This is a genomic window from Methylobacterium sp. Leaf466, assembly GCF_001425565.1.
Taxonomy (GTDB): Bacteria; Pseudomonadota; Alphaproteobacteria; order Rhizobiales; family Beijerinckiaceae; genus Methylobacterium.
This window is the reverse complement of sequence record NZ_LMRC01000001.1, coordinates 360,165-381,727: the sequence shown is the minus strand read 5'-3', so window position 1 is coordinate 381,727 and position 21,563 is coordinate 360,165. Positions and strand designations below refer to the sequence as shown.

The 21,563-nt window shown below is 70.5% G+C and carries 23 protein-coding genes; 10 read left to right on the top strand and 13 right to left on the bottom strand.

Annotated elements, in window-relative coordinates; genetic code table 11:
* Positions 1–54: 54 nt before the first annotated feature.
* From ASG59_RS01625 to ASG59_RS01600, 6 genes are all read right to left on the bottom strand, one after another.
* On the bottom strand, positions 55–369 hold the full coding sequence (locus tag ASG59_RS01625) for a hypothetical protein (protein ID WP_055884363.1): 315 nt from the start codon (positions 367–369) through the stop codon (positions 55–57).
* 111 nt (positions 370–480) lie between these two features.
* A complete protein-coding gene (locus ASG59_RS01620) occupies positions 481–1,011 on the bottom strand; it encodes a metallophosphoesterase (RefSeq protein ID WP_056406577.1) in 531 nt (176 codons plus the stop codon).
* Positions 1,012–1,021: 10 nt separating this feature from the next.
* Positions 1,022–2,128 (bottom strand): energy transducer TonB, encoded by a 1,107-nt coding sequence (locus ASG59_RS01615; protein WP_056406575.1) that lies wholly within the window; start codon positions 2,126–2,128, stop codon positions 1,022–1,024.
* Between the two features lie 4 nt (positions 2,129–2,132).
* Positions 2,133–2,606 carry a protein TolR gene (tolR, locus tag ASG59_RS01610; RefSeq protein WP_056284650.1) on the bottom strand — a complete coding sequence of 158 codons (474 nt, stop codon included), beginning with the start codon at positions 2,604–2,606 and terminating at the stop codon, positions 2,133–2,135.
* Positions 2,607–2,687: 81 nt separating this feature from the next.
* Positions 2,688–3,380, bottom strand: coding sequence for a MotA/TolQ/ExbB proton channel family protein (locus tag ASG59_RS01605; RefSeq protein ID WP_055884352.1), 693 nt, complete (start codon positions 3,378–3,380; stop codon positions 2,688–2,690).
* Between the two features lie 69 nt (positions 3,381–3,449).
* Positions 3,450–3,866: a hypothetical protein gene (locus tag ASG59_RS01600; protein WP_055884348.1), complete on the bottom strand. Its 417-nt coding sequence runs from the start codon at positions 3,864–3,866 to the stop codon at positions 3,450–3,452.
* Positions 3,867–4,447: 581 nt separating this feature from the next.
* Here ASG59_RS01600 and ASG59_RS01595 point away from each other — a divergent pair.
* Both ASG59_RS01595 and ASG59_RS01590 read left to right on the top strand, forming a co-directional pair.
* A complete protein-coding gene (locus tag ASG59_RS01595) occupies positions 4,448–4,882 on the top strand; it encodes an Hsp20 family protein (RefSeq protein ID WP_056406570.1) in 435 nt (144 codons plus the stop codon).
* Between the two features lie 112 nt (positions 4,883–4,994).
* A complete protein-coding gene (locus tag ASG59_RS01590) occupies positions 4,995–5,255 on the top strand; it encodes a DUF1150 domain-containing protein (protein ID WP_056406717.1) in 261 nt (86 codons plus the stop codon).
* On the opposite strand, the gene ASG59_RS01585 is transcribed toward ASG59_RS01590, so the two are convergent.
* Positions 5,242–6,060, bottom strand: a complete 819-nt coding sequence (locus ASG59_RS01585; protein ID WP_082528568.1) for an alpha/beta hydrolase — start codon at positions 6,058–6,060, stop codon at positions 5,242–5,244. The two genes, ASG59_RS01590 and ASG59_RS01585, sit on opposite strands and share 14 nt — an antisense overlap.
* 204 nt (positions 6,061–6,264) lie before the next feature.
* Here ASG59_RS01585 and ASG59_RS01580 point away from each other — a divergent pair, with 204 nt between their 5' ends.
* From ASG59_RS01580 to ASG59_RS01545, 8 genes are all read left to right on the top strand, one after another.
* Positions 6,265–7,497 carry a glycosyltransferase family 4 protein gene (locus ASG59_RS01580; protein ID WP_056406712.1) on the top strand — a complete coding sequence of 411 codons (1,233 nt, stop codon included), beginning with the start codon at positions 6,265–6,267 and terminating at the stop codon, positions 7,495–7,497.
* A 204-nt stretch (positions 7,498–7,701) separates the two neighbouring features.
* Complete coding sequence (gene infC / locus ASG59_RS01575; RefSeq protein ID WP_238204267.1) at positions 7,702–8,223, top strand: translation initiation factor IF-3; 522 nt, start codon at positions 7,702–7,704, stop codon at positions 8,221–8,223.
* A gap of 506 nt (positions 8,224–8,729) precedes the next feature.
* The gene (locus tag ASG59_RS01570) at positions 8,730–9,620 is read left to right on the top strand and encodes an amino acid ABC transporter substrate-binding protein (RefSeq protein WP_055884742.1); all 891 of its coding nucleotides are present in this window, start codon (positions 8,730–8,732) and stop codon (positions 9,618–9,620) included.
* 110 nt (positions 9,621–9,730) lie between these two features.
* Complete coding sequence (locus ASG59_RS01565) at positions 9,731–10,453, top strand: amino acid ABC transporter permease (RefSeq protein ID WP_055884339.1); 723 nt, start codon at positions 9,731–9,733, stop codon at positions 10,451–10,453.
* A gap of 89 nt (positions 10,454–10,542) precedes the next feature.
* Positions 10,543–11,235 (top strand): ABC transporter permease subunit, encoded by a 693-nt coding sequence (locus tag ASG59_RS01560; RefSeq protein WP_056406569.1) that lies wholly within the window; start codon positions 10,543–10,545, stop codon positions 11,233–11,235.
* 48 nt (positions 11,236–11,283) lie between these two features.
* Positions 11,284–12,012 carry an amino acid ABC transporter ATP-binding protein gene (locus ASG59_RS01555; protein WP_156387655.1) on the top strand — a complete coding sequence of 243 codons (729 nt, stop codon included), beginning with the start codon at positions 11,284–11,286 and terminating at the stop codon, positions 12,010–12,012.
* A 157-nt stretch (positions 12,013–12,169) separates the two neighbouring features.
* Positions 12,170–12,751: a hypothetical protein gene (locus tag ASG59_RS01550; protein WP_244475593.1), complete on the top strand. Its 582-nt coding sequence runs from the start codon at positions 12,170–12,172 to the stop codon at positions 12,749–12,751.
* Between the two features lie 180 nt (positions 12,752–12,931).
* On the top strand, positions 12,932–13,561 hold the full coding sequence (locus ASG59_RS01545; protein ID WP_056406568.1) for a PRC-barrel domain-containing protein: 630 nt from the start codon (positions 12,932–12,934) through the stop codon (positions 13,559–13,561).
* Between the two features lie 116 nt (positions 13,562–13,677).
* Here ASG59_RS01545 and ASG59_RS01540 read toward each other — a convergent pair whose 3' ends face one another.
* From ASG59_RS01540 to ASG59_RS01515, 6 genes are all read right to left on the bottom strand, one after another.
* Positions 13,678–15,759, bottom strand: a complete 2,082-nt coding sequence (locus ASG59_RS01540) for a diguanylate cyclase (RefSeq protein ID WP_162245425.1) — start codon at positions 15,757–15,759, stop codon at positions 13,678–13,680.
* Between the two features lie 244 nt (positions 15,760–16,003).
* The gene (glp, locus tag ASG59_RS01535; protein WP_056406566.1) at positions 16,004–17,257 is read right to left on the bottom strand and encodes a gephyrin-like molybdotransferase Glp; all 1,254 of its coding nucleotides are present in this window, start codon (positions 17,255–17,257) and stop codon (positions 16,004–16,006) included.
* Entirely contained in the window at positions 17,241–17,801 is a 561-nt protein-coding gene (gene mobB / locus ASG59_RS01530) for a molybdopterin-guanine dinucleotide biosynthesis protein B (RefSeq protein ID WP_200945905.1), read from the bottom strand. Before mobB ends, glp begins: the two co-directional genes overlap by 17 nt.
* On the bottom strand, positions 17,801–19,786 hold the full coding sequence (locus ASG59_RS01525) for a molybdopterin biosynthesis protein (protein ID WP_056406563.1): 1,986 nt from the start codon (positions 19,784–19,786) through the stop codon (positions 17,801–17,803). The genes mobB and ASG59_RS01525 overlap by 1 nt, the downstream gene beginning before the upstream one ends.
* A gap of 2 nt (positions 19,787–19,788) precedes the next feature.
* Positions 19,789–20,943 carry a molybdopterin-binding protein gene (locus ASG59_RS01520; RefSeq protein WP_244475592.1) on the bottom strand — a complete coding sequence of 385 codons (1,155 nt, stop codon included), beginning with the start codon at positions 20,941–20,943 and terminating at the stop codon, positions 19,789–19,791.
* Between the two features lie 78 nt (positions 20,944–21,021).
* A complete protein-coding gene (locus ASG59_RS01515; RefSeq protein WP_056284672.1) occupies positions 21,022–21,558 on the bottom strand; it encodes an N-acetyltransferase in 537 nt (178 codons plus the stop codon).
* Positions 21,559–21,563: the final 5 nt, after the last annotated feature.

The following is a 21,563-nucleotide window of genomic DNA, read 5'->3' as shown; positions in this document are numbered from 1 at the left end:
GAGACTGTGGACAACTTCTGACGGGATCGCGGTGCGTGGCCGCACCCGAACGCGTCAGTCGCAGCGGTTGACGGATTTGGCGATCCTGAGAGCGCGGGACTCGCTGCGCAGGTCGATGGCGACGACATCGGCCCCGCAATCCTCGAAGGCGTCGCGGGCCTCGGCGTAGCGGTCGCCGACTTCGTCGAGGGTGTCGCAAACCCGGCCGCGATCGCCGATGCGGGCCTCCTGCCGGGCCTGATAGCGCAGCGCGTTGGCCTCGACGACCTTGCGCTCGCCCTCGGCACAGGAGGGGCGGGCGATGGAGGGGCCGACCGCGCCGACGAAGACCGTCGCGGCGACGAGCACCGTGGTGATGGTGTTACGCATCGGGACAACCTTGCGATGGTTGACGAGAAGTGAAGATCTGATCGGAGATACATCCGCCGGCGTTTCCGGCAGTCATCTCCCGTTCATGGCCTTGAAACGGCCGGTCGCCGGTTAAGGTTCCGCCGGTTTTTGCGGCGCAGCTTTGTGTCGGCGCGAGGTCAGGATCGTCGCGAGCTGCACCGGCGCGAAGCCCTGTGCATCGACCCCGACGTCGTATTGCCTCGGCGCCGGCTTCAGCTTGCCATGCGAATGCCCGTGCAGGTCGATGACGCCGCTGCCCATCCGGTTCCAGGTCCGGAAGGCGTAATGGCACAGCACCAAATGGCGATCGTCGACGGTCAATTCTGCGTAGTGGGCGACCGAGTCCCAGCCCGGAGCGGCGAGCGTCCCCGGCCCGTCGTTGTTGCCGATGATGAGGTGCTTCGTTCCGTTCAGGCTCGCCAGGAGGGCGGCCACCGCATCGTTGTCGGGGCCCAGCGCGAAGTCGCCCAGGTGCCAGACCTCGTCGTCCGGCAAGACCACCGTGTTCCAGTTGGCGATCAGCGCCGCGTCGTGGCTGGGCAGGTCCCGGAACGGCCGCCGGTCGATCCGCAGGATGCGCGGGTCGCCGAAGTGGGTGTCGCTGGTGAACCAGGTCGCCATGCGGCGGCCGTCACCGGCCGGGGCTGAAGCGCAGGGGCACCGTCACCGCAAGGCTGCTCACTGAGACGCCGGCGGGGGCTGCCGGCAGCGAGCCCCTCACGGTGGCCAGCGCCGCGCTGTCGATCGGACCGACCCCGCTGCTGCGGGCGAGCCCCGCGCTGGTGACCTGGCCAGACCGGGTCACGGTGAAGCGCACCACCGCGACGCCTCCGGCCGTACCGGCCGCGGCGTTCCTGTCCATCCGGCCGTGGATCGCCGAACTGAGAGCACCCTGCCAGGCGCGCAGTGCGCTCGGATCGTTGCCGCCCGCGGCCGCGCCGGCACTGCTCTGGCGGGAGGCCGAGGCCGAGTTCTGGGCGCCCCGGGCGGTGTTCGGTTCGGCGCTGCGATCGCGCGTCTCGCGGGCGGCGTCCCGGACCGCCTTGGCCCTGGCCTCGCGCTTGGCCTCGATCTCGGCCTTCCGACGCGCCTCGCGCTCGGCGATGCGCTTGGCCTCGCGCTTGGCTTCCTGGCGCGCCGCCTCGAGCTTGGCCGGGTCCGGCGGCGTCGGCTTGGGCCGCTGCGGCTCGGGCGGCTTGGGCTGAGCCACCACCTTGGGGGGCTCGGGTGGCTTAGGGGGCTCGGGTGGCTTGGGGGTCTCGGCGACCACCTCGGGCGGTGCCTCGATCGGGGCGGCCTCCTCGGCGGTGGAGGTGACGACCTGCTCCTGCGGCGGTGCCGCGGCCGCGGACTCGGCCGGGGCCGCCGGCTCGACCTCGGTGGGAACGGCCATCGTCGCCTCGGCCGGTGGCTTGGCCGTCGTCGTGTCCTCGGGCGCGATCGCCATCGTATCGGGCGGTGCGCTCGACACCGTGGCGTCCGGCGCCTCCACGGGCTCGGTCTCCGCCGGGGGCGGATCGGACTGAGCCTGATCGGCGGGCGCCTGCGAATCCGCCTCCGTCATCTGTGGAGCCAGATCGATCGTGATGGTGTTCTCGCCGGGCGGCGCCGACGGGGGCGGCGCGTAATAGGCCAGCCCCGCCAGCGCCGTCGCGTGCAGCAGGAATGCAACGAGAAAGGCGGGGCCGAGCCCCGACGGTCCGCCGCCGGGCTGGTCTGCGGTCGTGGACAGGCTCATCGGGCTATCGCGGCGCCCCGGCGGGCACGGTCGGCAGCGGGCCGCCAGGCGACTGGGCGATCAGCGAGACCTTGGTGAACCCGGCCTGGCCGACGAGGCCCATCACCTCCATGATCTTGCCGTAGGGCACGTCGCGGTCGCCGCGCACCAGCATCACCTGGCTCGGGTCCTCGGCGGCCAGCGCCCGCAGCCGCGGCAGGATGGCCTCCGCGCTGAGGAACTCCTTGGCGAGGAAGGGCTGTCCGTCCTTGTCGATGGAGATCTCCAGGGGCTTCTTGGCCTGCGCTACCTTGGCGGCCGTGGTCTTGGGCAACTGCACCGGCACGCCGGTGGTCATGAGGGGGGCCGCCACCATGAAGATGATCAGCAGCACCAGCATCACGTCCACCATCGGCGTGACGTTGATCTCCGACATCGGCGCCGAATCGAGGCCGTCCTCGTCGTCGCCGCCGGAGGCGCGGATCGAACCCATCGCCATGGTCGTGTTTCCCTGAACGGAATGAGGCGGTGCAGCCGGGCCCGTCTTGGGGGCGGCTTCGGTCTGAGAAGCGAGGCGCGGCTATTCCGCGGCGGCGGCACGGCCCTGCACGGTCCTGTCGCGGGCCAGACGGTTACCGAGGATGCCGATGCTCGACACGAAGGCGGATTGGATGCGCCCGAGGTCGTTCGTCAGCTTGTTGTAGGCCATCACCGCCGGGATCGCGACGATCAGGCCGATGGCGGTGGCGAACAGCGCCTCGGCGATGCCGGGAGCCACCACGGCGAGGGAAGTGTCCTGGCTCTTCGCGATGGCCGAGAACGAGTTCATGATGCCCCAGACCGTGCCGAACAGGCCGATGAAGGGCGCCGTCGAGCCGGCGGTGGCCAGGAGCGGCAGGCCAGTCTGCAACCGCTTGATGTCGAGGGTGAGGGCGGCGCGCATGGCCCGCTCGATGCGGTCGCGCCGTTCGGCGCGGGTCTCGCTGGTGTCTTGGTCGCGCCAGGCCTCCACCGCCGCCCTGGTGACGGATCGGGCGAGGCCGCGGCCCTCGGTCTCCAACGCACCGTTGGCACGCACCAGGGCATCGAATGCCTTGGCCTGTCGCTTGGCGCCGGCGAACCGCACCACCTTCTCCAGCATCACCGTCCAACAGGCGACGGACGCCACGACCAGAAGGATCATCACGCCCTTCACGATCGGATCGGCCTGGAGGAAGAGGCCGAGGAAGGAGAGATCGTGGGCGATCTCGACGGGGGCGTGGGTCGGGTCCATGAGGGTCCCTCGGGTTCGATGACGGGGCACCCGCGGCCGGGCGGCCGTGGGGCGGACGGTTGTCGGGCCTCAGCGGGCGAAGGCCGCCGCTGCCTTACTCTCGGGCTCGATCCGCTCAAGGCAACTCTCGCGGCTCGCCTGCGCGCCTTCGCAAGCCAGCACGTCGTTCAGGAGGACCCGCCCGATCTTGGGGCAGGCGATCCCCGGGAAATCGAACAGCCGGACCACGGTCTTACGATCCGGGATCGGGCCGAGCTCGACCGCGAGCCGCTTCTGGGCGACGCCCTCGGTATCGAAGGCGAAAAGGTCGACCTTGAGGGACTTCAGCGCGGTACCGCGGCTGTTGTCCACCATCAGGTAGGTCCGGCAGGCGTCTCCCGCCGGCTCAAGCCGGTTGAGTTCGAGCTTCAGGGGTGCACCCTTCGTCTCCTGCGCCGCGGCCGGCCCGGCCAGCACGACGCCGAGGGCGACGACCGGAACGGCCATCCGACGCCGATCGCGGGCCGATGAGGTCGGCCGAGTCTTCGGCCCGGTGAGCGGCAAAGCGGACGGCATGTCGATCCTGGCTTCCTCGGTGGCGACCCGCGCCGCAAAGGCCGGCCTCTCAAAACGGCTGTGCGCGCCGGGCGACACTCGCTGGCGTCAGCGCCGACGTATCGTCGCGGCGACCCACCCCTCCGGGGCTTGGCCGGCGTCTCGGGTCGCTGGCGGGATTAGCCGAAGCCGCGGGCCGTGATCAAGGGGACGCCTGAAAATGAGAGCAGTTCCAAACTGTTACCGCGCCAGGCAAAACGTCGTCTGCGAGCCTTCCCGACTGCCGGATCATCCCGGATACACTTGCCGAATCATCCCGAAATCTCGTCGCAGGTCGGAGTGCCGGGGGTGCCGCCCCCGGGGTCGATCCCGCTTCGACTTCGTCAAGGATGGCAAACCCTTGATGGCGTTCCGGTCCGCATCCATATCGCGGACAGCCGCTGTCGCTGGCGGACAGGAGCGCTGCGTGAAGCGGGCTCCGACCCTCGAAGTGCCCCACGATCGTTCCCGGGGCTTCGCCAAGGACCTATCGCGTGACGACACGTCCCTCGCCCTTCGGACACCCGTTCCTGCTCGGGTTCGACGAGATCGAGCAGGCCCTCGACCGTGTCGCCAAGGGGGCGAGCGACGGCTACCCGCCCTACAACATCGAACGCGTGGCACGGGCCGCCGACCGGCCGGAACGCCTGCGCATCACGCTGGCCGTGGCCGGCTTCACGCAGGGTGAACTCGACGTGATGCTGGAAGAGAACCACCTGGTGGTCCGCGGACGGCAGGTGGACGAGAAGACCAAGGAATTCCTCCACCGCGGCATCGCGGCGCGCCAGTTCCAGCGGACCTTTCTGCTCGCCGACGGCATGGAAGTGATGGGGGCCGACCTCGCCAACGGCCTCCTATCGATCGACCTCACCCGGCCCGAGCCGGAACGGATCGTCCGCAAGATCGTGATCGCCTCCCGCGATCCGTGAGTCCGCCGCTTCGCCCCAGACTGCCCGGTGCCGCCGTCGCGGACCGCGAAACCACTCAGACGCTCTGCCTCGAAAGGAGGGCCCAGCCATGTCCGACATCAGCCAGAACCCGATGACGCACGCCGACCTCGACGCCGGCGACTTCCAGATCGCCGATCTCGCCGCGCTGGGCGAAGGCCACCTCGCCTACGTCCGGGCGATCCGCTCGGACGACGTCCGGCGGCTGTTCCCGCAGGCGCCCGAACTGATGCCAGGCCTCGACCTGTTCGCCCTGCTCTCGGCCAACGGCACGCCGATCCTGCTGGCGGACTCCCGCGACGTCGTCGTCGCCAATGCCCATGCGCAGGATCTCGTCACCGTCAGTCTGCACTGAACGGGCGATCCGCGCGGACGCCCGCGTCCACCGCCGCCACCAGCCGCGCGATGTCGGCCGGGCGGGACAGGCGGTGGTCGCCATCGGCGATCAGCGTCAGGACGGTGCCGGCCCTCGGCAGGATCTCGACGATACGCAGGGCGTGCCCGTAGGGCACGTCCGGGTCTTCCATCCCCTGTAGGATCTCGACGGGACATCCCGGATCGAACGGCCCGTCGAGGAGGCCGTGACGGCGACCGTCCTCGATGAGGGCGCGCGTCACCGGGACCGGATCGGGTCCGTAGTCGGTGGGGCGCAGCCAGACCCCGTCGCGCTCGATGGTGGCGCGGATCTCCGGCCCGAAGCGGTCCCACATCAACTTTTCCGTGAAGTCGAAGGCCGGGGCGATCAGGACCAGGGCGTGTGCCGGCCGCCCGGCATCCCGCAGTTCACGGGCGAGCAACGCCGCGATCCACCCTCCCATCGAGGAGCCGACCAAGACGGGGGAGGGGCCCGCGGAGTTTGCCACCGCGGCGCGTGCGTCCTCGAGCCAGGTCGAGATCGTGCCATCCTCGAAGCGTCCGCCGGACTCGCCGTGGCCGCCGTAGTCGAAACGCACCAGCCGCCGTCCCGAGGCCCGCGCCCAGACGTCGAGGGCGAGCGCCTTGGTGGCGCCCATGTCCGAGCGGAAGCCCCCGAGCCAGACCACGGCGGGGCCGGCCCCCTCCCTGACGCGGACGGCGAGGTCGCGGCGTGCCGGCCCCGTGCCGACGGCGAGACGGATGGGTTCGTCGGGACGATCCGGCGCGTTGGGGATTGCGGGCATGGGGGAGGGGTCCATCGTGGCATCGTCGCTGTGGGCGGGTCGCATTCGCACGTCGTTTACCAGACCGTAAAGCGAAGGACCGATGGTGGAGCATGATCGCAGACAGTCCACGTCGCCGTGCCGAGCCGGGAACCGCGAGGATCGAGTCGCCCTCCGAACCGAGGCCCGCATCCGGACGGTCGGCCGAACGCCATGACGAACGCCATGACGGTTGAGAGCCGCCAGGGCGGTGGCTTTCCCGCCGACGCGGCGCCACTCGCCGGCGCGACCATCCTGCAGATCATTCCGGCCCTGGACGCCGGCGGGGCCGAGCGCACCACGGTGGACGTCGCCGAGGCGCTGGCCGCGGCTGGCGCACGGGCCCTGGTCGCCACCGAAGGCGGACGGCTGGTGGGCGAACTCCAGGCCAAGGGCGGCATCTGGCTTCCGTTCCCGGCGGGCTCCAAGAACCCATTGAGCATGGCGCTGCACGTCGGGCGCCTCGCCCGCCTGTGCCGGCGCGAGGGCGTCGACCTCGTGCATGCCCGCTCCCGCGCACCGGCCTGGGTGGCGCTGGGGGCGGTGCGCCGCAGGGGGCTGCCTTTCGTCACCACCTACCACGGCAGCTATTCCGGGCGGACCGGCGTGAAGGTGCTGTACAACTCGGTGATGGCGCGCGGCGACGTGGTCATCGCCAACTCGCATTACACCGGCGGCCTCATCCGCGCCCTCCATCCCGAGCAGGCGGGCGACCGCGTCCGGGTGATCCATCGCGGCACCGACCTCACGCTTTTCTCCGCCGGCGCGGTCTCGGCGGCGCGGGTCGAGGCCCTGCGCCGGACGTGGGAGGTGGCGCCGCACGAACGGGTGGTGCTGCTCGCCGCGAGGCTGACCGCATGGAAGGGCCAGCGCGTCCTCATCGAGGCCGCGGCCCTGATGCGCGATCGCGGCCTCGGCGACGTCGCCTTCATCCTGGCGGGCGATCCGCAGGGACGCTCGGCCTATGAGCGCGAACTCGACGCGCTGATCGCGGCCAGGGGGCTCGAGGGAATCGTGCGCCGGGTCGGTCATTGCACCGACATGCCGGCGGCGTTCCGGGCGGCCTCCGTCGTCGCGGTGCCCTCCGTGGAACCCGAAGCCTTCGGTCGCTCGGCGGTGGAGGCGCAGGCGCTGGGAACGCCGGTGGTCGTCTCCGACCTCGGCGCCGTCCCCGAGACCGTCCTGGCGCCGCCGGACGTGCCGGCCTCCCAGCGCACCGGCTGGCGGGTGCCCCCGGCCGATGCCCCGGCGCTCGCCGGCGCGCTGGTGGAGGCCCTGTCGCTGGGCGCCAGTGCCCGCGATGCCCTGGCCGGGCGGGCGCGGGCGCATGTGGAGACGCACTTCTCGCTCGAAGGTATGGCGCGCGACACCCTGGCCGTCTACGCTTCGCTCCTCGCCCAGAGGCGGGGCCCGTCGTGATGCGGAATCGGCGATCCTCGCTTCGGCGGTCGCCATGAACCAAATCGCCATTGCCCGGTTGACTTGTGACCCGAGTCAGTCAAGCTGCACCCACCGGAGTTCCGGAGCGTTTGGTGGCCAGGATCTGCCTTAAAGGCGTGTCCCGCGGCTGCCGTTTCGGCGTTTCATCAGGAGATTGAAGCCATTCGTAGACCAATGAGAGCCATGCCGGCCCCGCAGAAGGACGGGCCGCGCGCCAACCGGGACATCCGTGGTGTCCGTGAAGTGCAGCTCATCGACGATACCGGCCAGAACCGTGGCGTTGTCGCCTTCTTCGATGCCCTAACGTTGGCCGAAGAGGCCGGCCTCGATCTCGTCGAGATCGCCCCCAACTCCGTCCCTCCCGTCTGCAAGCTGCTCGATTACGGCCGCTTCCGCTTCAACGAGCAGAAGAAGCAGAACGAGGCCCGCAAGAAGCAGAAGACGGTCGAGGTCAAGGAGATCAAGCTCCGCCCCGGCATCGACAAGCACGACTACGACACCAAGATGAAGGCTGTCGTCCGCTTCTTCGAGGAGGGCGACAAGGTCAAGGTGACGTTGCGCTTCCGTGGGCGCGAGATGGCACACCAGGACATCGGCCTACGCCTCCTCGAGCGCGTCAAGAACGAGACGCAGGAAATCGCCAAGGTCGAGAGCGAGCCGATGCTCGAAGGCCGGCAGATGATCATGATCCTGGCGCCGCGCTAGGATCGATCGGTCGGCGCGCTCGATCCGGGACGGTCGATGGGGTCCGGTGGCCGAAGGCTGAAAAGTACGTCGCTCCGACATTGTTTGATGTACATGAAACGGCGCCCGCGAGGGTCGCCGTTTTTTTTGTGTCGCCGTCGTACCGTGATGTTCCGCGGCGGGATCGGCCGTACGATGCATAGGAGACGGGCAGATCGGGCGACAAATGTCGGCGGGACTGCCTGTCAACGGCGCTTCTCCGGCCAGGATCTCACCGATATGGTGACGACAGGTTTCGTGATCGAGGCGAGCCGTAATCGGCGGACTGCGTCATCCGCACGAATCTTGCTGGCTCCGATTCGCCCCGTGCAAAAAGCGGTATGACACTGTCCTTCACTTGCGACCGGGCCGACCGCTGTTAAGCTGCTGTCGTCAAGGCAGCGATGCCGATGCAAATCCGTCATCATCAAGGAGTGAGTCTGCCGATGCATACGAGCCATCAGCGCCTGCCGCGCCGTCCCCTGGCGATGTTGCTGGGCGTCACGGTCGCGGTCGCAGCAGGAAGCGCGCAGGCGCAGGACCTCACCGGCACCCTGGCGAAGATCAAGGAGACGGGCGCCATCACCATCGGCTACCGCGACGCCTCGGTACCGTTCTCCTATCTCGACAACGACCAGAAGCCCGTCGGCTACGCGTTCGAGATCTGCAACAAGGTCGCCGACGCGGTCAAAGCCCACCTGAAGCTGTCCAAGCTCGAGGTGAAGCTCAACCCGGTGACTTCGGCGACCCGCATCCCGCTCATCGCCAACGGCACCGTCGACCTCGAGTGCGGCTCGACCACCAACAACGTCGATCGTCAAAAGCAGGTGTCCTTCACCAACACCCACTTCCTCACCGCCACCCGCTACGTGGCCAAGAAGTCGGCCAAGCTCGACAAAATCGAGGACCTGAAGGGCAAGACCGTGGTCTCGACCTCGGGAACCACCAACATCCGGCAGATCAACGAGGCCAACACCGCCCGCGGCCTCGGCCTGACGATCCTGCCGGCCAAGGACCACGCGGAAGCGTTCCTGATGGTCGAGACCGGGCGGGCGGTCGCCTTCGTGATGGACGACGTCCTGCTGGCCTCGCTGGCCGCCGGCTCCAAGGATCCGGGCGCCTACGCGATCTCGTCTGAAGCCCTGTCCGCCCCCGAGCCCTACGGCATCATGCTGCGGAAGGACGACGAGCCCTTCAAGAAGGTCGTCGATGCCGCCACGGCTGCGATCTACAAGAGCCCCGACGGCGTCGCGCTCTACGAGAAATGGTTCACCAAGCCGATCCCGCCGCGGAACATCAACCTGAACCTGCCGATGAGCGAGGCCATGAAGAAGGCCTTCGCGAACCCGAGCGACAGCGCCGATCCGGCCGCTTACTGACCGACCGTCGCGGCCGCCACAGGCACCTGCCCGTGGCGGCCGCGCGGCTCCGTGGCCGCGCTCATGGCGCCGGCGATCGTTCCCCTCGCGAAAAGATCATGCCCTAGGCCATGAACTACAATTGGAACTGGAGCATCTTCTTCGACCAGTCCCCCGAGGGGACCGGGACCTATGCCGACATGCTCCTGTCGGGCCTGCTGTGGACCCTGGCGACGGCCTTGTGCTCCTGGATCATCGCCTTCTGCCTCGGCTCGATCATCGGCGTGATGAGGACGCTCCCGAGCAAGGCCGCGAATGCCATCGGCACCGGCTACGTGGAGCTCTTCCGCAACATCCCGCTGCTCGTGCAGATGTTCCTCTGGTACTCGGTGATGCCGGAGGTGGTGCCCGAGAATTGGGGCAACTGGCTGAAGCAGCTCCCGAACGCCTCCTTCTATACGGCGGTGATATGCCTGGGCTTCTTCACCGCCTCGCGCGTCGCCGAGCAGGTGCGCACCGGCATCGAATCGCTGCCCCGAGGCCAGCGGATGGCCGGCACGGCCCTGGGGCTGACGACAGCCCAGACCTACCGCTACGTGATCCTGCCCATCGCCTACCGGGTGATCCTGCCGCCGCTGACCTCCGAATTCCTCAACAACATGAAGAACACCTCGGTGGCCCTGACCATCGGCCTGCTGGAACTGACGGCCCGCGCCCGGTCGATGCAGGAATTCTCATCGCAGGTGTTCGAGGCCTTCACGGCGGCGACGGTGATCTACCTCGGCATCAGCCTCCTGGTCGTCACCGTGGCCGGCAAGATCGAGACCCGCGTCGCCGTGCCGGGGGCCCGCTGATGGCCGCCGCTCCGTCTCGGGAAACGTGTCCGCACCTGGCCGACCCGTCGAAGCCGTCACGCAAAACCGTCGCGATCTGAGGTAGCCGGATGTTCTCGGATTTCGATCTCAACGTCATCCTCGGCTCGCTGCCCTACCTGTTCGGGACGGGCATGGTCTTCACCGTCACGCTGACGGCGCTGGCGGCCACGGGCGGCATCATCCTCGGCACGCTCATCGCCATGATGCGCCTGTCCGGCATCGCCGCGCTGGCGATCCCGGCCAAGATCTACGTCAACTTCATGCGGTCGCTGCCGCTGGTGCTTGTCATCTTCTGGTTCTACTTCCTGGTGCCCTACATCGGGCAGTGGATGACCGGGGCGTTACGCCCGATCTCGGTGGGTGCCTTCACTTCGGCTCTCGTCACCTTCACGCTGTTCGAAGCGGCGTTCTTCTCGGAGATCATGCGCGCGGGCATCCAGTCGGTCTCCAAGGGCCAGACGTCGGCGGCGCAGGCCCTGGGCCTTAACTACCGCCAGACCATGGCGACCGTGATCCTGCCGCAGGCCTTCCGGAACATGGTGCCGCTGCTTCTGACGCAGACCATCGTGCTCTTCCAGGACACCTCGCTGGTCTACGTGATCTCGCTCACCGACTTCATGGGTGCGGCATCCAAGGTCGCGCAGCGCGATGGGCGCCTCGTGGAGATGTATATCTTCGCGGCCGTGGTCTACCTCATCATCTGCCTCACCGCCTCGACCCTCGTGCGCCGCCTGCAGCGTCGCGTCGCCATCATCCGCTGAAGGCATCCTGCCATGTCCGCTTCCGCGTCCCCCGCCAGCGCCGCGCCGATGATCGCCATCAACGGCATCAGCAAATGGTACGGCCCGGTTCAGGTCCTCAACGACTGCACCACCCAGGTGACCAAGGGCGAGGTCGTCGTGGTGTGCGGGCCTTCGGGATCGGGCAAGTCGACCCTCATCAAGACGGTGAACGCCCTCGAGCCGATCCAGAAAGGATCGATCACGGTCGACGGCATCGGCGTCCAGGCCAAGGGGACGGACCTTCCCAAGCTGCGCTCGCGCGTCGGCATGGTGTTCCAGCACTTCGAGCTGTTTCCCCATCTCTCGATCACCGACAACCTGATGCTGGGCCAGCGCAAGGTGCTCGGCCGCTCGGCCGAGGCGGCACGGAGCACCGGTCTCACGCTCCTCGAGCGGGTGGGCCTGTCGGCCCATGCCCACAAGTATCCGGGCCAGCTCTCGGGCGGGCAGCAGCAGCGCGTGGCCATCGCCCGCGCGCTCTCGATGAATCCGATCGTGATGCTGTTCGACGAGCCGACCTCGGCGCTCGATCCGGAGATGGTGGGCGAGGTACTCGACGTGATGGTCGGCCTCGCCAAGGAAGGCATGACCATGATGGTGGTGACCCACGAGATGGGCTTTGCCCGCAAGGTCGCCAACCGCGTCGTCTTCATGGACCGCGGCGAGATCGTCGAGGATGCCGGCAAGGACGATTTCTTCGACAAGCCGCGCTCCGACCGGGCGCAGACCTTCCTGTCCAAGATCTTGGCCCACTGAACGATCCTGGCCCACTGAACGATCCTGGCCCACTGAACGATCTCGGCCCACTGAACGATCTCGGCCGCCCGACGCTCTTGACAGGCCGCCCGCCGGGCGGCTGACATGCCGCGTGACAGCGTCGGCTCGCTATGGGCGACGCAGCGGGAGAAACATCATGCGTAGGCTCGGTTCGGCCTTTGTCGTCGCGACGGCCATGGTTCTGTCGAACGGCGCGTCGGCGCAGGGGACGGCGGGCACCGGCGTTCCGGCCAACATCTGCAAGGAACTGACGGCCTTCCTGCATCCGCCGGCACCGGCCGCCCCGGCGGCGGCGGCGGCGCCGAGTCAGACAGCGGTCCAGGCGCCCAACCCAGGCGGATCGAGCCCGGCGCCGTCCGGTGCGAGCGAGACCCAGAAGTCGTCCGGCCTCAGCGGGCCGACCACCAACGGCGGTCCCGGTGCCTCGGGCCCTCAGGGCGCCTCGCAGAATGCCGGGTCTCCCTCCGGCGCCAGTGCGCCCTCGGGCCAAGCGAGCCCGCCCCCGGCCCAGGCCGCCGCGCCGGCAGCCCCCGCGGCACCGCCGCCCAAGAAGCCGTCGGCCGAGGAGGTCGTGCGCGCCGATGCCGCGATCGCCGCCAACGACATCGCCGCCTGCCAGGCCTCGGCGCGCGGCATGCGCCGGGCGGGCGTGGTGATGCCGGCGCCGCTGATGTCCCTGGCCGCCCTCGATCTGAAGTTCCTCATCGCCGCACAGTAAGGGCGCACGAGCCGTCGACCGGGCAGACGCGATTCGCCTGCCCGGCGAGCGGGATGAACCGGCACGTCATCGGATTCGTTGTCAGGTAACAGGTTTTCGGCTCTCGCCCGTTCGGGCCTCGTCGCGACTCCTGTCTCGCGATCCGTGGCATCTCGGATCAGGGTAATGCCGGAGACCCCAATGACCCACCTCAGCCGCAGTGGCGCCATCGCCCTGCTCGTCGCCGTGCTCGCGAGCGCACCCGCATTCGCAGAGCCGGGCGGATCCGCCGCCACTTTCCTGACCGCCCGGTCCGTCGCCGGCATGCCCGCCTCGAAGCTCATCGGCCTCGACGTGATCGGCATGGGGCACGAACGGGTCGGCCGGATCGAGGAGATCGTTCTCGACGCGAATGGCCACGCCAAGGCCGTGGTCATCGGCGTCGGGGGCTTCCTCGGCATCGGCGAGAAGCGCGTCGCGGTTCCCTTCGACCAGATGGTCTGGACCGGCGTCGCGACCTCAGGCGGTACGGCGCGATCCAGCACCACGCCGGCCGATGCCCCGAGCGCCAAGGCCGCCGACACGGCCGGCCCCCAGACGATGCCCGGGTCGCAAATTTCCAACGATGTCCTCACCGTCATCGACGAGAAGAGGGGCGGGGGCGTCAACGAGGCGACGGGATCGGTGACCGCCACGGACACGTCCCGCGGACGCGCCACCGTCGCGGTGCCGGGATCCGGCGACGGTCCGGTTCGCGCCGAGATCCGGGCGACGAAAGCGATGCTGCAGGAAGCGCCGGCCTTTGACGCCACCGGTACGGCGGGCCGCTAAGCGGCTCGGCGTTGGCGGGCCGACGCTTCACCCTGCTCTGGCTCTCGGTCTGTCGCAGGTCTTCGACGCAAAACCGATGACCCCTTTTGCGAAGCCGGCTTGGAAACCGGCCCCCGTCAGCAGGCCTCGTCGAGGCTCGGTGGGGCCGCCAGCATTGCGACGATCTTGGCAGCGAGGGCATCGGGCCGGAACGGCTTGACGAGGAATCCGTCGACGCCGGCGTCGCGGGCGGCGAGCCGGGCCGCGGAGCGAGCGTTCGCCGTCAGCATGAGGAACCGGATGGGGGCGAGGGCCGCATCGGCACGGATGCGGGCCAGGAGCTCGATCCCGTTCACCGGGGTCATGGTCCAGTCCGAGATCACGAGCTCGAATCGATGGCGGCGAAGGAGCGTCCAGGCTTCTTCGCCGTCGCCCGCATAGCGAACATCGCTGAAACCGAAGGCGCCGAGCAGCGACACCAGGGTCGCGCCGATGATCTCGCTGTCGTCGACCACGAGGACGGGCAGCCGCTCGGGCCGAAACGGGCGCAGCCGGTCGGCGGCGCTGCCCGCCTCCGCCCCCCCGGCGGCGGGCGTGGGGGCCGGCCGCACGGCACCGACCAGGGGGGCGAAGCTCGCGATGGCTCGGGCGGGACTGACGACGGGTCCGAGGATGCCGTCGACGCCGGCCGCGGCCAGACGGTCACGCATCTCCGGGCAGTCGACAGACGTGGCGGTGACGGGCAGAGCGAATGCCCGGCACGCCGCGAGAATGGCCGCGAGGCGCGAAGCCGGCGCTTCGGGGCGTGCAAACAGTCCGGCCAGTTTCACGTTCCCGAAAATGCCGCCGTCGAGGGCGGCGATCGACGCCGTGCCGGCACCGAAATCCTCCAGGCCGAGCCTGACCTTCAGGGCGCGAAGCCTCATCAGCGTCTCGGTGACGGATCGACCGCCGGCCAGGACGGCGGCCTCGCCGACATCCACCCGCAGGCGCGTCGGATCGAGGCCGGTGAGCGCAAGAGCCTGCGAGACGCTGAGTGCGACATCGCCGCCGGTGAGCTGCGACGGGCAGACCGGCACGGCGATCCCGAGGGGCCGGGTCCAACTCGCGGCCTGCCGACAGGCCTCGTGGATCAGCCAGTCCCCGATCGACGTCATCAGGCCGGCCTGCTCGGCGATCGGTACGAAGACCGCGGGAGCGATCGGCCCGAGGCGCGCACTGTGCCACGACAGGCCCACATCGAAGCCCGAGACGCTGCCGGTGGCGACGTCGATCTGCGGCTCATAGGCGAGTTCGAGCTCGCCCCGATCGATGGCGAACAGGAGATCCGCCTCGATCGCCCGGCGGCGTTCGACGGCGTCGTCGAGGGAGGGATCGAACACGCGAAACGTGTTCTTGCCCTCGCGCTTGGCCTTGTAGAGCGCGGCGTCTGCGTTGCGCAGAAGGTCCGCGATCGACCGGCCCTGGTGCGGATGATGGGCGATCCCGATGCTGACGCCGAGATGGAGGGGCGCATCGGCGACGAAGAAGGGAAGGCCGATCGCGGCCACCAGCCGCTCGGCCAGCCGGACGGATTGCGACGGATGGCCGGTGAAGGCCTGCAGGATCACGAACTCGTCGCCACCGAGGCGGAAGACCAGGTCGCTTTCGCGGGTGGCGTCCTTCAGCCGGCGCGCCACTACACGCAGCGCTTCGTCGCCGGCGGCATGGCCGTGATTGTCGTTGATCGCCTTGAAGCCGTCGAGATCGAGACAGAGCACTGCGAATTCGGCGCCGTAACGGCCGGCGCCGGTGTGCTCGACATCGACGACGTGATCGAGGCCGAGCCGGTTACGCAAGCCCGTGAGCGGATCGTAGCGCGCATGGCGGCCGACCCGCTCGACAGCGGAACTGCGGGCGCGCAGGTCGTGGATGTTGAGCAGGCCCAGGGAAGCGCCGCCGAGGACCACCCGCCGATGCTGGATCTCGACGCCGATCGCATCGGGGCCGGCGAGCACGATCTCGACCGGGGCCGTGCCCTCGGGCGCGCAGATCGCACGCAGAACGATGCCACGATGGGCGTCCGTCGCCAGTTCCTCGGCCCGGCTCCCGACGAGGGCGCGGGGATCGCATCCCAGCAGGCCGCCGAGGCTGGCGTTGGCCTCCAGGATCAGGCCGTCGGGCGATACGATCGCCACGCCGTCCACGATCGCGTCGGACAGGCTCCGAATCCGCAGCAATTCCGCATCGATCCTGCCGGGTTGGTCGTCGCATTCCATCATCGGATCGTCGACTCGCATCCCCGCCGGCACTCGCCGCTCCGAGTCACCATTCAGCGCTGAAGAAGAGCTTAAGATCGCCCGGCCGGGGCACCGCGCCGCAGGCCCATTCCGCGATGACGATCGGGCTGCCGGCGCTCTGAAAAATGGTCTCTACCAGAGACTTGTGAGGCCCGATGCAAAGCGCCGGCAGACCCGCGCCCACTCAGGACAAGACTTCGTGAGGGAAGACCTCGATCGTGTCGCCGGGATCGAGCCGGGTACGCTCCTCGCCGAGCTGCGCCAGCCCGTCGCCGCCGGTGAGCGAGGTGAGGGCGCCGGCGCCGTCGCGGGGGTACTTGCGGGCCTCGAACACCCCGTCGGCGCCGCGATGCAGGCTGACGCGCACGAATTCGCGGCGCCCGGTCTTCTTGGCGTAGGCGAAACCGGCCCGGGCCGGGATGCCGATGGGCGGCAGGTAGGTGGCACCCCCGAGGCGGGCGAGGAGCGGACGCACCACGAACACCAGGGTGACATAGGCCGCGACCGGGTTGCCCGGCAGCCCGACGAACGGCGTGCCGGCGATCGTGCCCATGGCGACCGGACGGCCCGGCTTGATGCCGAGGCGCCAGAACATCAGCTGCCCGGCGGCCTCCACCGCCGCCTTGACGTGGTCCTCTTCCCCCGTGGAGACGCCGCCGGAGGTGAGCACGAGGTCGTGGTCGGCGGCAGCCGCCGCCAGTCGCTCGGTCAGCACGCCCCGGTCGTCGCGCAGGAGGCCGAGGTCCGCCACCGCGACGCCGAGGCGGCGCAGCAGGGTGACGAGCATGATGCGGTTGGCATCGTAGATGCCGCCGGGCGGCAGCGGGGCGCCGGGCTCGGTCAGTTCGTTGCCGGTGGAGAAGACGGCCACGCGCAGGCGCCGGCGCACGCTCAGCGCGGCATGGCCCACCGCCGCGGCCAGCGCCAGGTCCTGGGGCCTCAGGCGCCGGCCGGCGGGAACGACGATGGTCCCCCTGGTGACGTCCTCGCCCGCCAGCCGGCGGTTGGCGCCGCGCTTCAGGCCGGTCGGCAGGCCGACGACATCGCCCTCCCGCCGCACGTCCTCCTGCATGAACACGGTGTCGGCACCGGTGGGCATCGGGGCGCCGGTGAAGATCCGCACGGCATTGCCGGCTATGGCGAGGCCGGGCCCGGCCGCCCCCGCCGCGATGCGGCCGGCCACCGGCAGCACGGTCTCGCCCGCGGGGTCGAGGTCGGCGTGGCGCAGGGCGTAGCCGTCCACCGCCGAGTTGTCGAAGGGCGGCAGGTCGATCCCGGCCAGAACGTCGGCCGCCGCGATGCGGCCGTCCGCCTCGTCGAGGGGGACGGTCTCGCACCCCGCCAGCACCGGCAGGCGGTCCTGCATCAGTGCGATGGCTTCCTCGATGGAGAGAAGCGATCCGCCGAAGGCGAAGCAGTCGTCAGTGAGCTGGGCCATGATCCGACCGTCGGTCCTGCAGCCTGTCCAGCACGGCCTCGATCGGCTCGGCCAGGGCCAGGACGGTATCGGCGATGGCGGCGATGGCGTCGAGGGCGACCACCGGCACCCCGGCCCGCGCGAACGGAACATCGCTCGCCACCGCGACGATGCGCGCGTCGTCCGGGTGCAGGGGCGGCTGGCCGTTGGCGGCGCGGAACACCTCGAGCTTGGGGTGGGCCTCGCGCTTGAAGCCCTCGACCACGACGAGATCACAGGGGCTCAGGCGCCGCAGGAGGTCGGCGAGGGTCGCCTCGGCGCCGTCCGCGACCTCGTGGATCTGCACCCAGCGCCGGCTCGACGACACGACGACCTCGCTTGCCCCGGCCTCGCGGTGGCGGTGCGAATCCTTGCCGGGCCGGTCGACGTCGAAGGCGTGGTGGGCGTGCTTGACCGTCGCCACGCGAAGCCCGCGCTGGCACAGCACGGGGATCAGGCGCGTCAGGAGCGTCGTCTTCCCGGCCCCGCTCCAGCCCGCGAGGCCGATGACCCTCATGGCGGCCATCAGCGCCCCTCGTCTCGCGACAGGCCGAGGGCCGTCAGGTCGTCACCGGTCGCGGCCTCGGCCAGGACATCGAGTAACGCCGCCAAGGCCGGCGAGACGACGGCGTCGCCGGCATGGGCGAAGTCGTAATGCTCTTCCCTCAGCGGCAGGAAGCCGAGGCCGTAGAGCGTGGCGACCGTCGCGATGGCGACGCCCCAGTCGGCCCGCCCCTGCGCCACCGCCGCGGCCACCGCGTTGTGGGAGCGCGGCTGGTTCCAGAAGCCCGCCGGCCGCGCCCCTGCCAGGAGGCCGTCGACGAGGAGGCGGGTGCCCGAGCCGGTGTTGCGGTTGACCATCACCACGTCGGGATCGTCGCGAAGGCCGGCAATGGCCGTCTCGGCGTCGCGGCCGGCAAAGCGCGGATCGTCCGGCCGGAACACCACGCCCTGGAGGCGGCGCCAGCCCGCCACCAGGGCGAGGCCGGGGCGCAGGAACGGCGCGTTGTAGCGGCCGCTGAGCGGATCGAACAGGTGCAGGGCGGCCAGATCGCATTCGCCACGCTCCAGAGCGGCCAGCCCGCCCGAGGAGCCCACCCAGATCGTGCGCGCGCGGACCCCCCGTTCGGCCAGGCGCCCGACCACGCGGTCGAGGCCGAGGCAATGGCTGCCGGCGATGGTGAGATCGGGCGTCCGCGCCCCCGCGCCGAGGCGGGTCAGGCTCACGCGCTCGCCGGCCTCCAGCCCGGACCGCTCGGCCGGGACGGCGAAAAAGCCGTCGGCCTGGGAGAAGGCGGTGACCGAGCCCGAGCCCTTGGGCAGCGGCACCGCCACCGCGCCGTCCGGCCCTCGGACCAGGGCCGCCATGACGAACTCCATCCGCCCGAACTCGGACGACAGGCGCTGCGGCAGGACGGCCTCGACGCCGGCCTCCTCCCGCGGGGGGAGGCCGGCAAGGGCGCGGATCAGGGGGACGACGACATCGTGGAAGGTGAACATGGCCGAGGTCGGAAAGCCCGGCAGCACCACGATGGCCTTGCCTTCGGCCTTGGCGAGGCACAGCGGCTTGCCGGGCTTGAGCGCCACGCCGTGCACGAGGATGCCGGGCGGCCCGAGCCGCGACAGGATGCGGTGCGAGACATCCCCCGCTCCCTTCGAGGTCCCGCCCGACAGGACGACGAGGTCGCAGGCGGCCAGGGCGGCGCGGATCTTCGCCTCGAGGGCATCGCCGTCGTCGGGCACGATCCCGAAGGAGACCGCCTCGCCGCCGTTCTCGGCGACGCTCGCCGCGACGATGGCACCGTTGGAATCGTAGATGCCGGCCGCCGGGAGGGCGGTGCCGGGGGCGACCAGTTCGTCGCCCGTCGAGATCACGCCGACGCGGGGACGGCGCACCACCGTCACCGCTGAAAGGCCGCAGGCGGCGAGCATGCCGATCTCGCGGGCGGTGAGGAGGGTGCGCGCCCGCAGCACGGTCTCGCCGCGGGCCATGTCGGTCCCGGCATAGCCGACGAACTGGCCCGGCGCGGCCGCCCTGGAAAGGTCGACGGCCATTCCGCCGTCGTCGTCGCGGAATTCGGTGGCCTCGATCATCACCACGGCGTCGGCCCCGCGCGGCAGCATGCCGCCGGTGGCGATGGGGGTGGCCGTGCCCGCGGTCACCGCTTCCGCCGGGGCGATGCCGCAACTCAGGATCTCGCGGTTGAGGACGAGGCGCCGCGGTGCGGCCTCGCCCGCCCCGCGCGTATCGGCGGCCCGTACCGCGAATCCGTCCACCAGAGCCCGGTCGAAAGGCGGTACGTCGATGGGCGAGGCGACGTCCTGCGCCAGCACCCGTCCCAATGCGGCGGCCAGCAAAACCGTCTCGTCGCCGAGGGGGACGTGCGGGATCTCGGCGCGAAACAGCGCCAGCGCCGCATCGCGCGAGAGCACGTTCAGGAACTGCTCCTGGCGGGACGCCGCCGCGAGGCGCGCGGCGAAGGCGTCGGCCGGGTCCGGGGGAGGGGGCATCGTCACAGGGGGATGAACGGGACCGTCGTCCCTTCGCCATAGCCCTCCCGCTCGGGCGGCACCAGAACCGCGGCGTCGGCGAGGCACAGGCGATGCAGGGGAATCTCGGCCCCGCCCAGCGGCACGAGCCCGCCCGCCTCGCGGCGTACGAACACGATATCGCTCACCCCGGGGGCCGAGACGACCTTGCGGGTGAGCGGCGCGGTCGGGCGATCGGCGGCGACAGCCCCCGACAGGGTGTCGAGGAGCGGACGCACGAGGGCGAGGTAGGCGGCGAGCGCCGCCTCGGGCCGGCCGGGGATCAGCACGACCGGACGGCCCGTCGCGCTCCCGAAGCCCGCGCTTTCGCCCGGACGCAAGGCAATGCCGTGGACGGCGACGGTGCCGGCGGCGGCGAGACCGGCCGCACTCCGGTCGGTACGCCCGAACCCGGTGCCGCCGACGACGAGGACGGCATCCGCCGATGCCGCGAGGATGGCGTCGGCGATGGCCTGCGCCTCGTCTGGCGCGTCGAGGACGGCGACGACGCGGGCACCGTCAGCCGCGATCAGGCCGGCGAGCCCCCGGCAGACGGGTGCGGCATGCGCGCCGGTGGCGATCAACGCGACGGCCGGGCTTCGGACCTCGACCGCCGCGATCCCGCAGGCGACGAGAGCCATACTCTGCAGGGGCGTGAGCCGCGTTCCCGCCGCCACCAGGACGTCGCCGCCGCCGAGGTCGCCGCCGGCCTGCCGGGTGCCGTCGGTCCCGGCGGCATCGGCGACGACGGCGATCCGGCCCATCGGATCGGGGGTGTCCGGTACCGCCTCCGGGTCGAGGACCGTATCGGCGCCGACGGGGAGGCGATTTCCGGCCTCGACCCATTCGGGGCGCCGCACGAGCAGGACCGGCGAATAGGGACCGGCCCCCGCCACCGCCTCGGCGGCCACCGCCCAGCCGTCGCGGAGCGCGAGCGGCACGGCCGGACAACCGGCCGGCACCAAGACGTCCGCCGCCATCCGCACCCCGATGGCTGCGGCGAGATCGCGACGCAGGGGCATCACGTGGGCCACGCCGGCCAGAAGCCGCCGGCACGCGGCATCGAGGGGCGTCAGGGCGCTGGACGCGGACCGGCGCCCGTCACCACCCATCGCTGCGGGACGATCTGTGCTGCCCATGCGCGCCAGCGTTGGTCCAAACCCGCCGGTCGATCAAGCTGTGCCGCCGTCGCGTCGGTCGACGAGAGGCCTCATTCCTCAGGCCGCTCGTCGCGCCACCTGCGCTTCGATCGCGAGATCCCAGGCGCCGGTGGCGCGCAGCGTTCCGGACGCACCGTCGAGGGCACCACGGCGCAGGTTCAGCCCGAGGAACCGCGACCGCTCGAACGGGCCCGGCATGGACAAACCCGCCGTGAGCAGCCCGGAAAAGCCGAAGCGGGCGTAGTAGGGCGCGTCGCCCACCAGCAGAACCCCGCCGTGGCCGAGGGCCTCGGCCCGCGCCAGGGCGGTCCACATCAGCGTCGTGCCGAGCCCGGCCCCGTGCAGGGCCGGATCGACCGCCAGCGGGCCGAGCAGCAGCGCGGGCCGGCCGAGACCGGCCTCCACGTGCCAGAGCCGCACGGTCCCGACGATGCGGCCCTGACGCTCGGCCGAGAACGCGAGTCCCCGTGCCGGCAACCGGCCCTCGCGCAGGCGCTCGCTGGTCTTGGCCAGGCGCGCCGTGCCGAAGCAGGCGTCGAGCAGCCGCTCGCGCGCAACGACGTCGCCATCCTGTTCCTGACGGATCTCGATCACGGCCT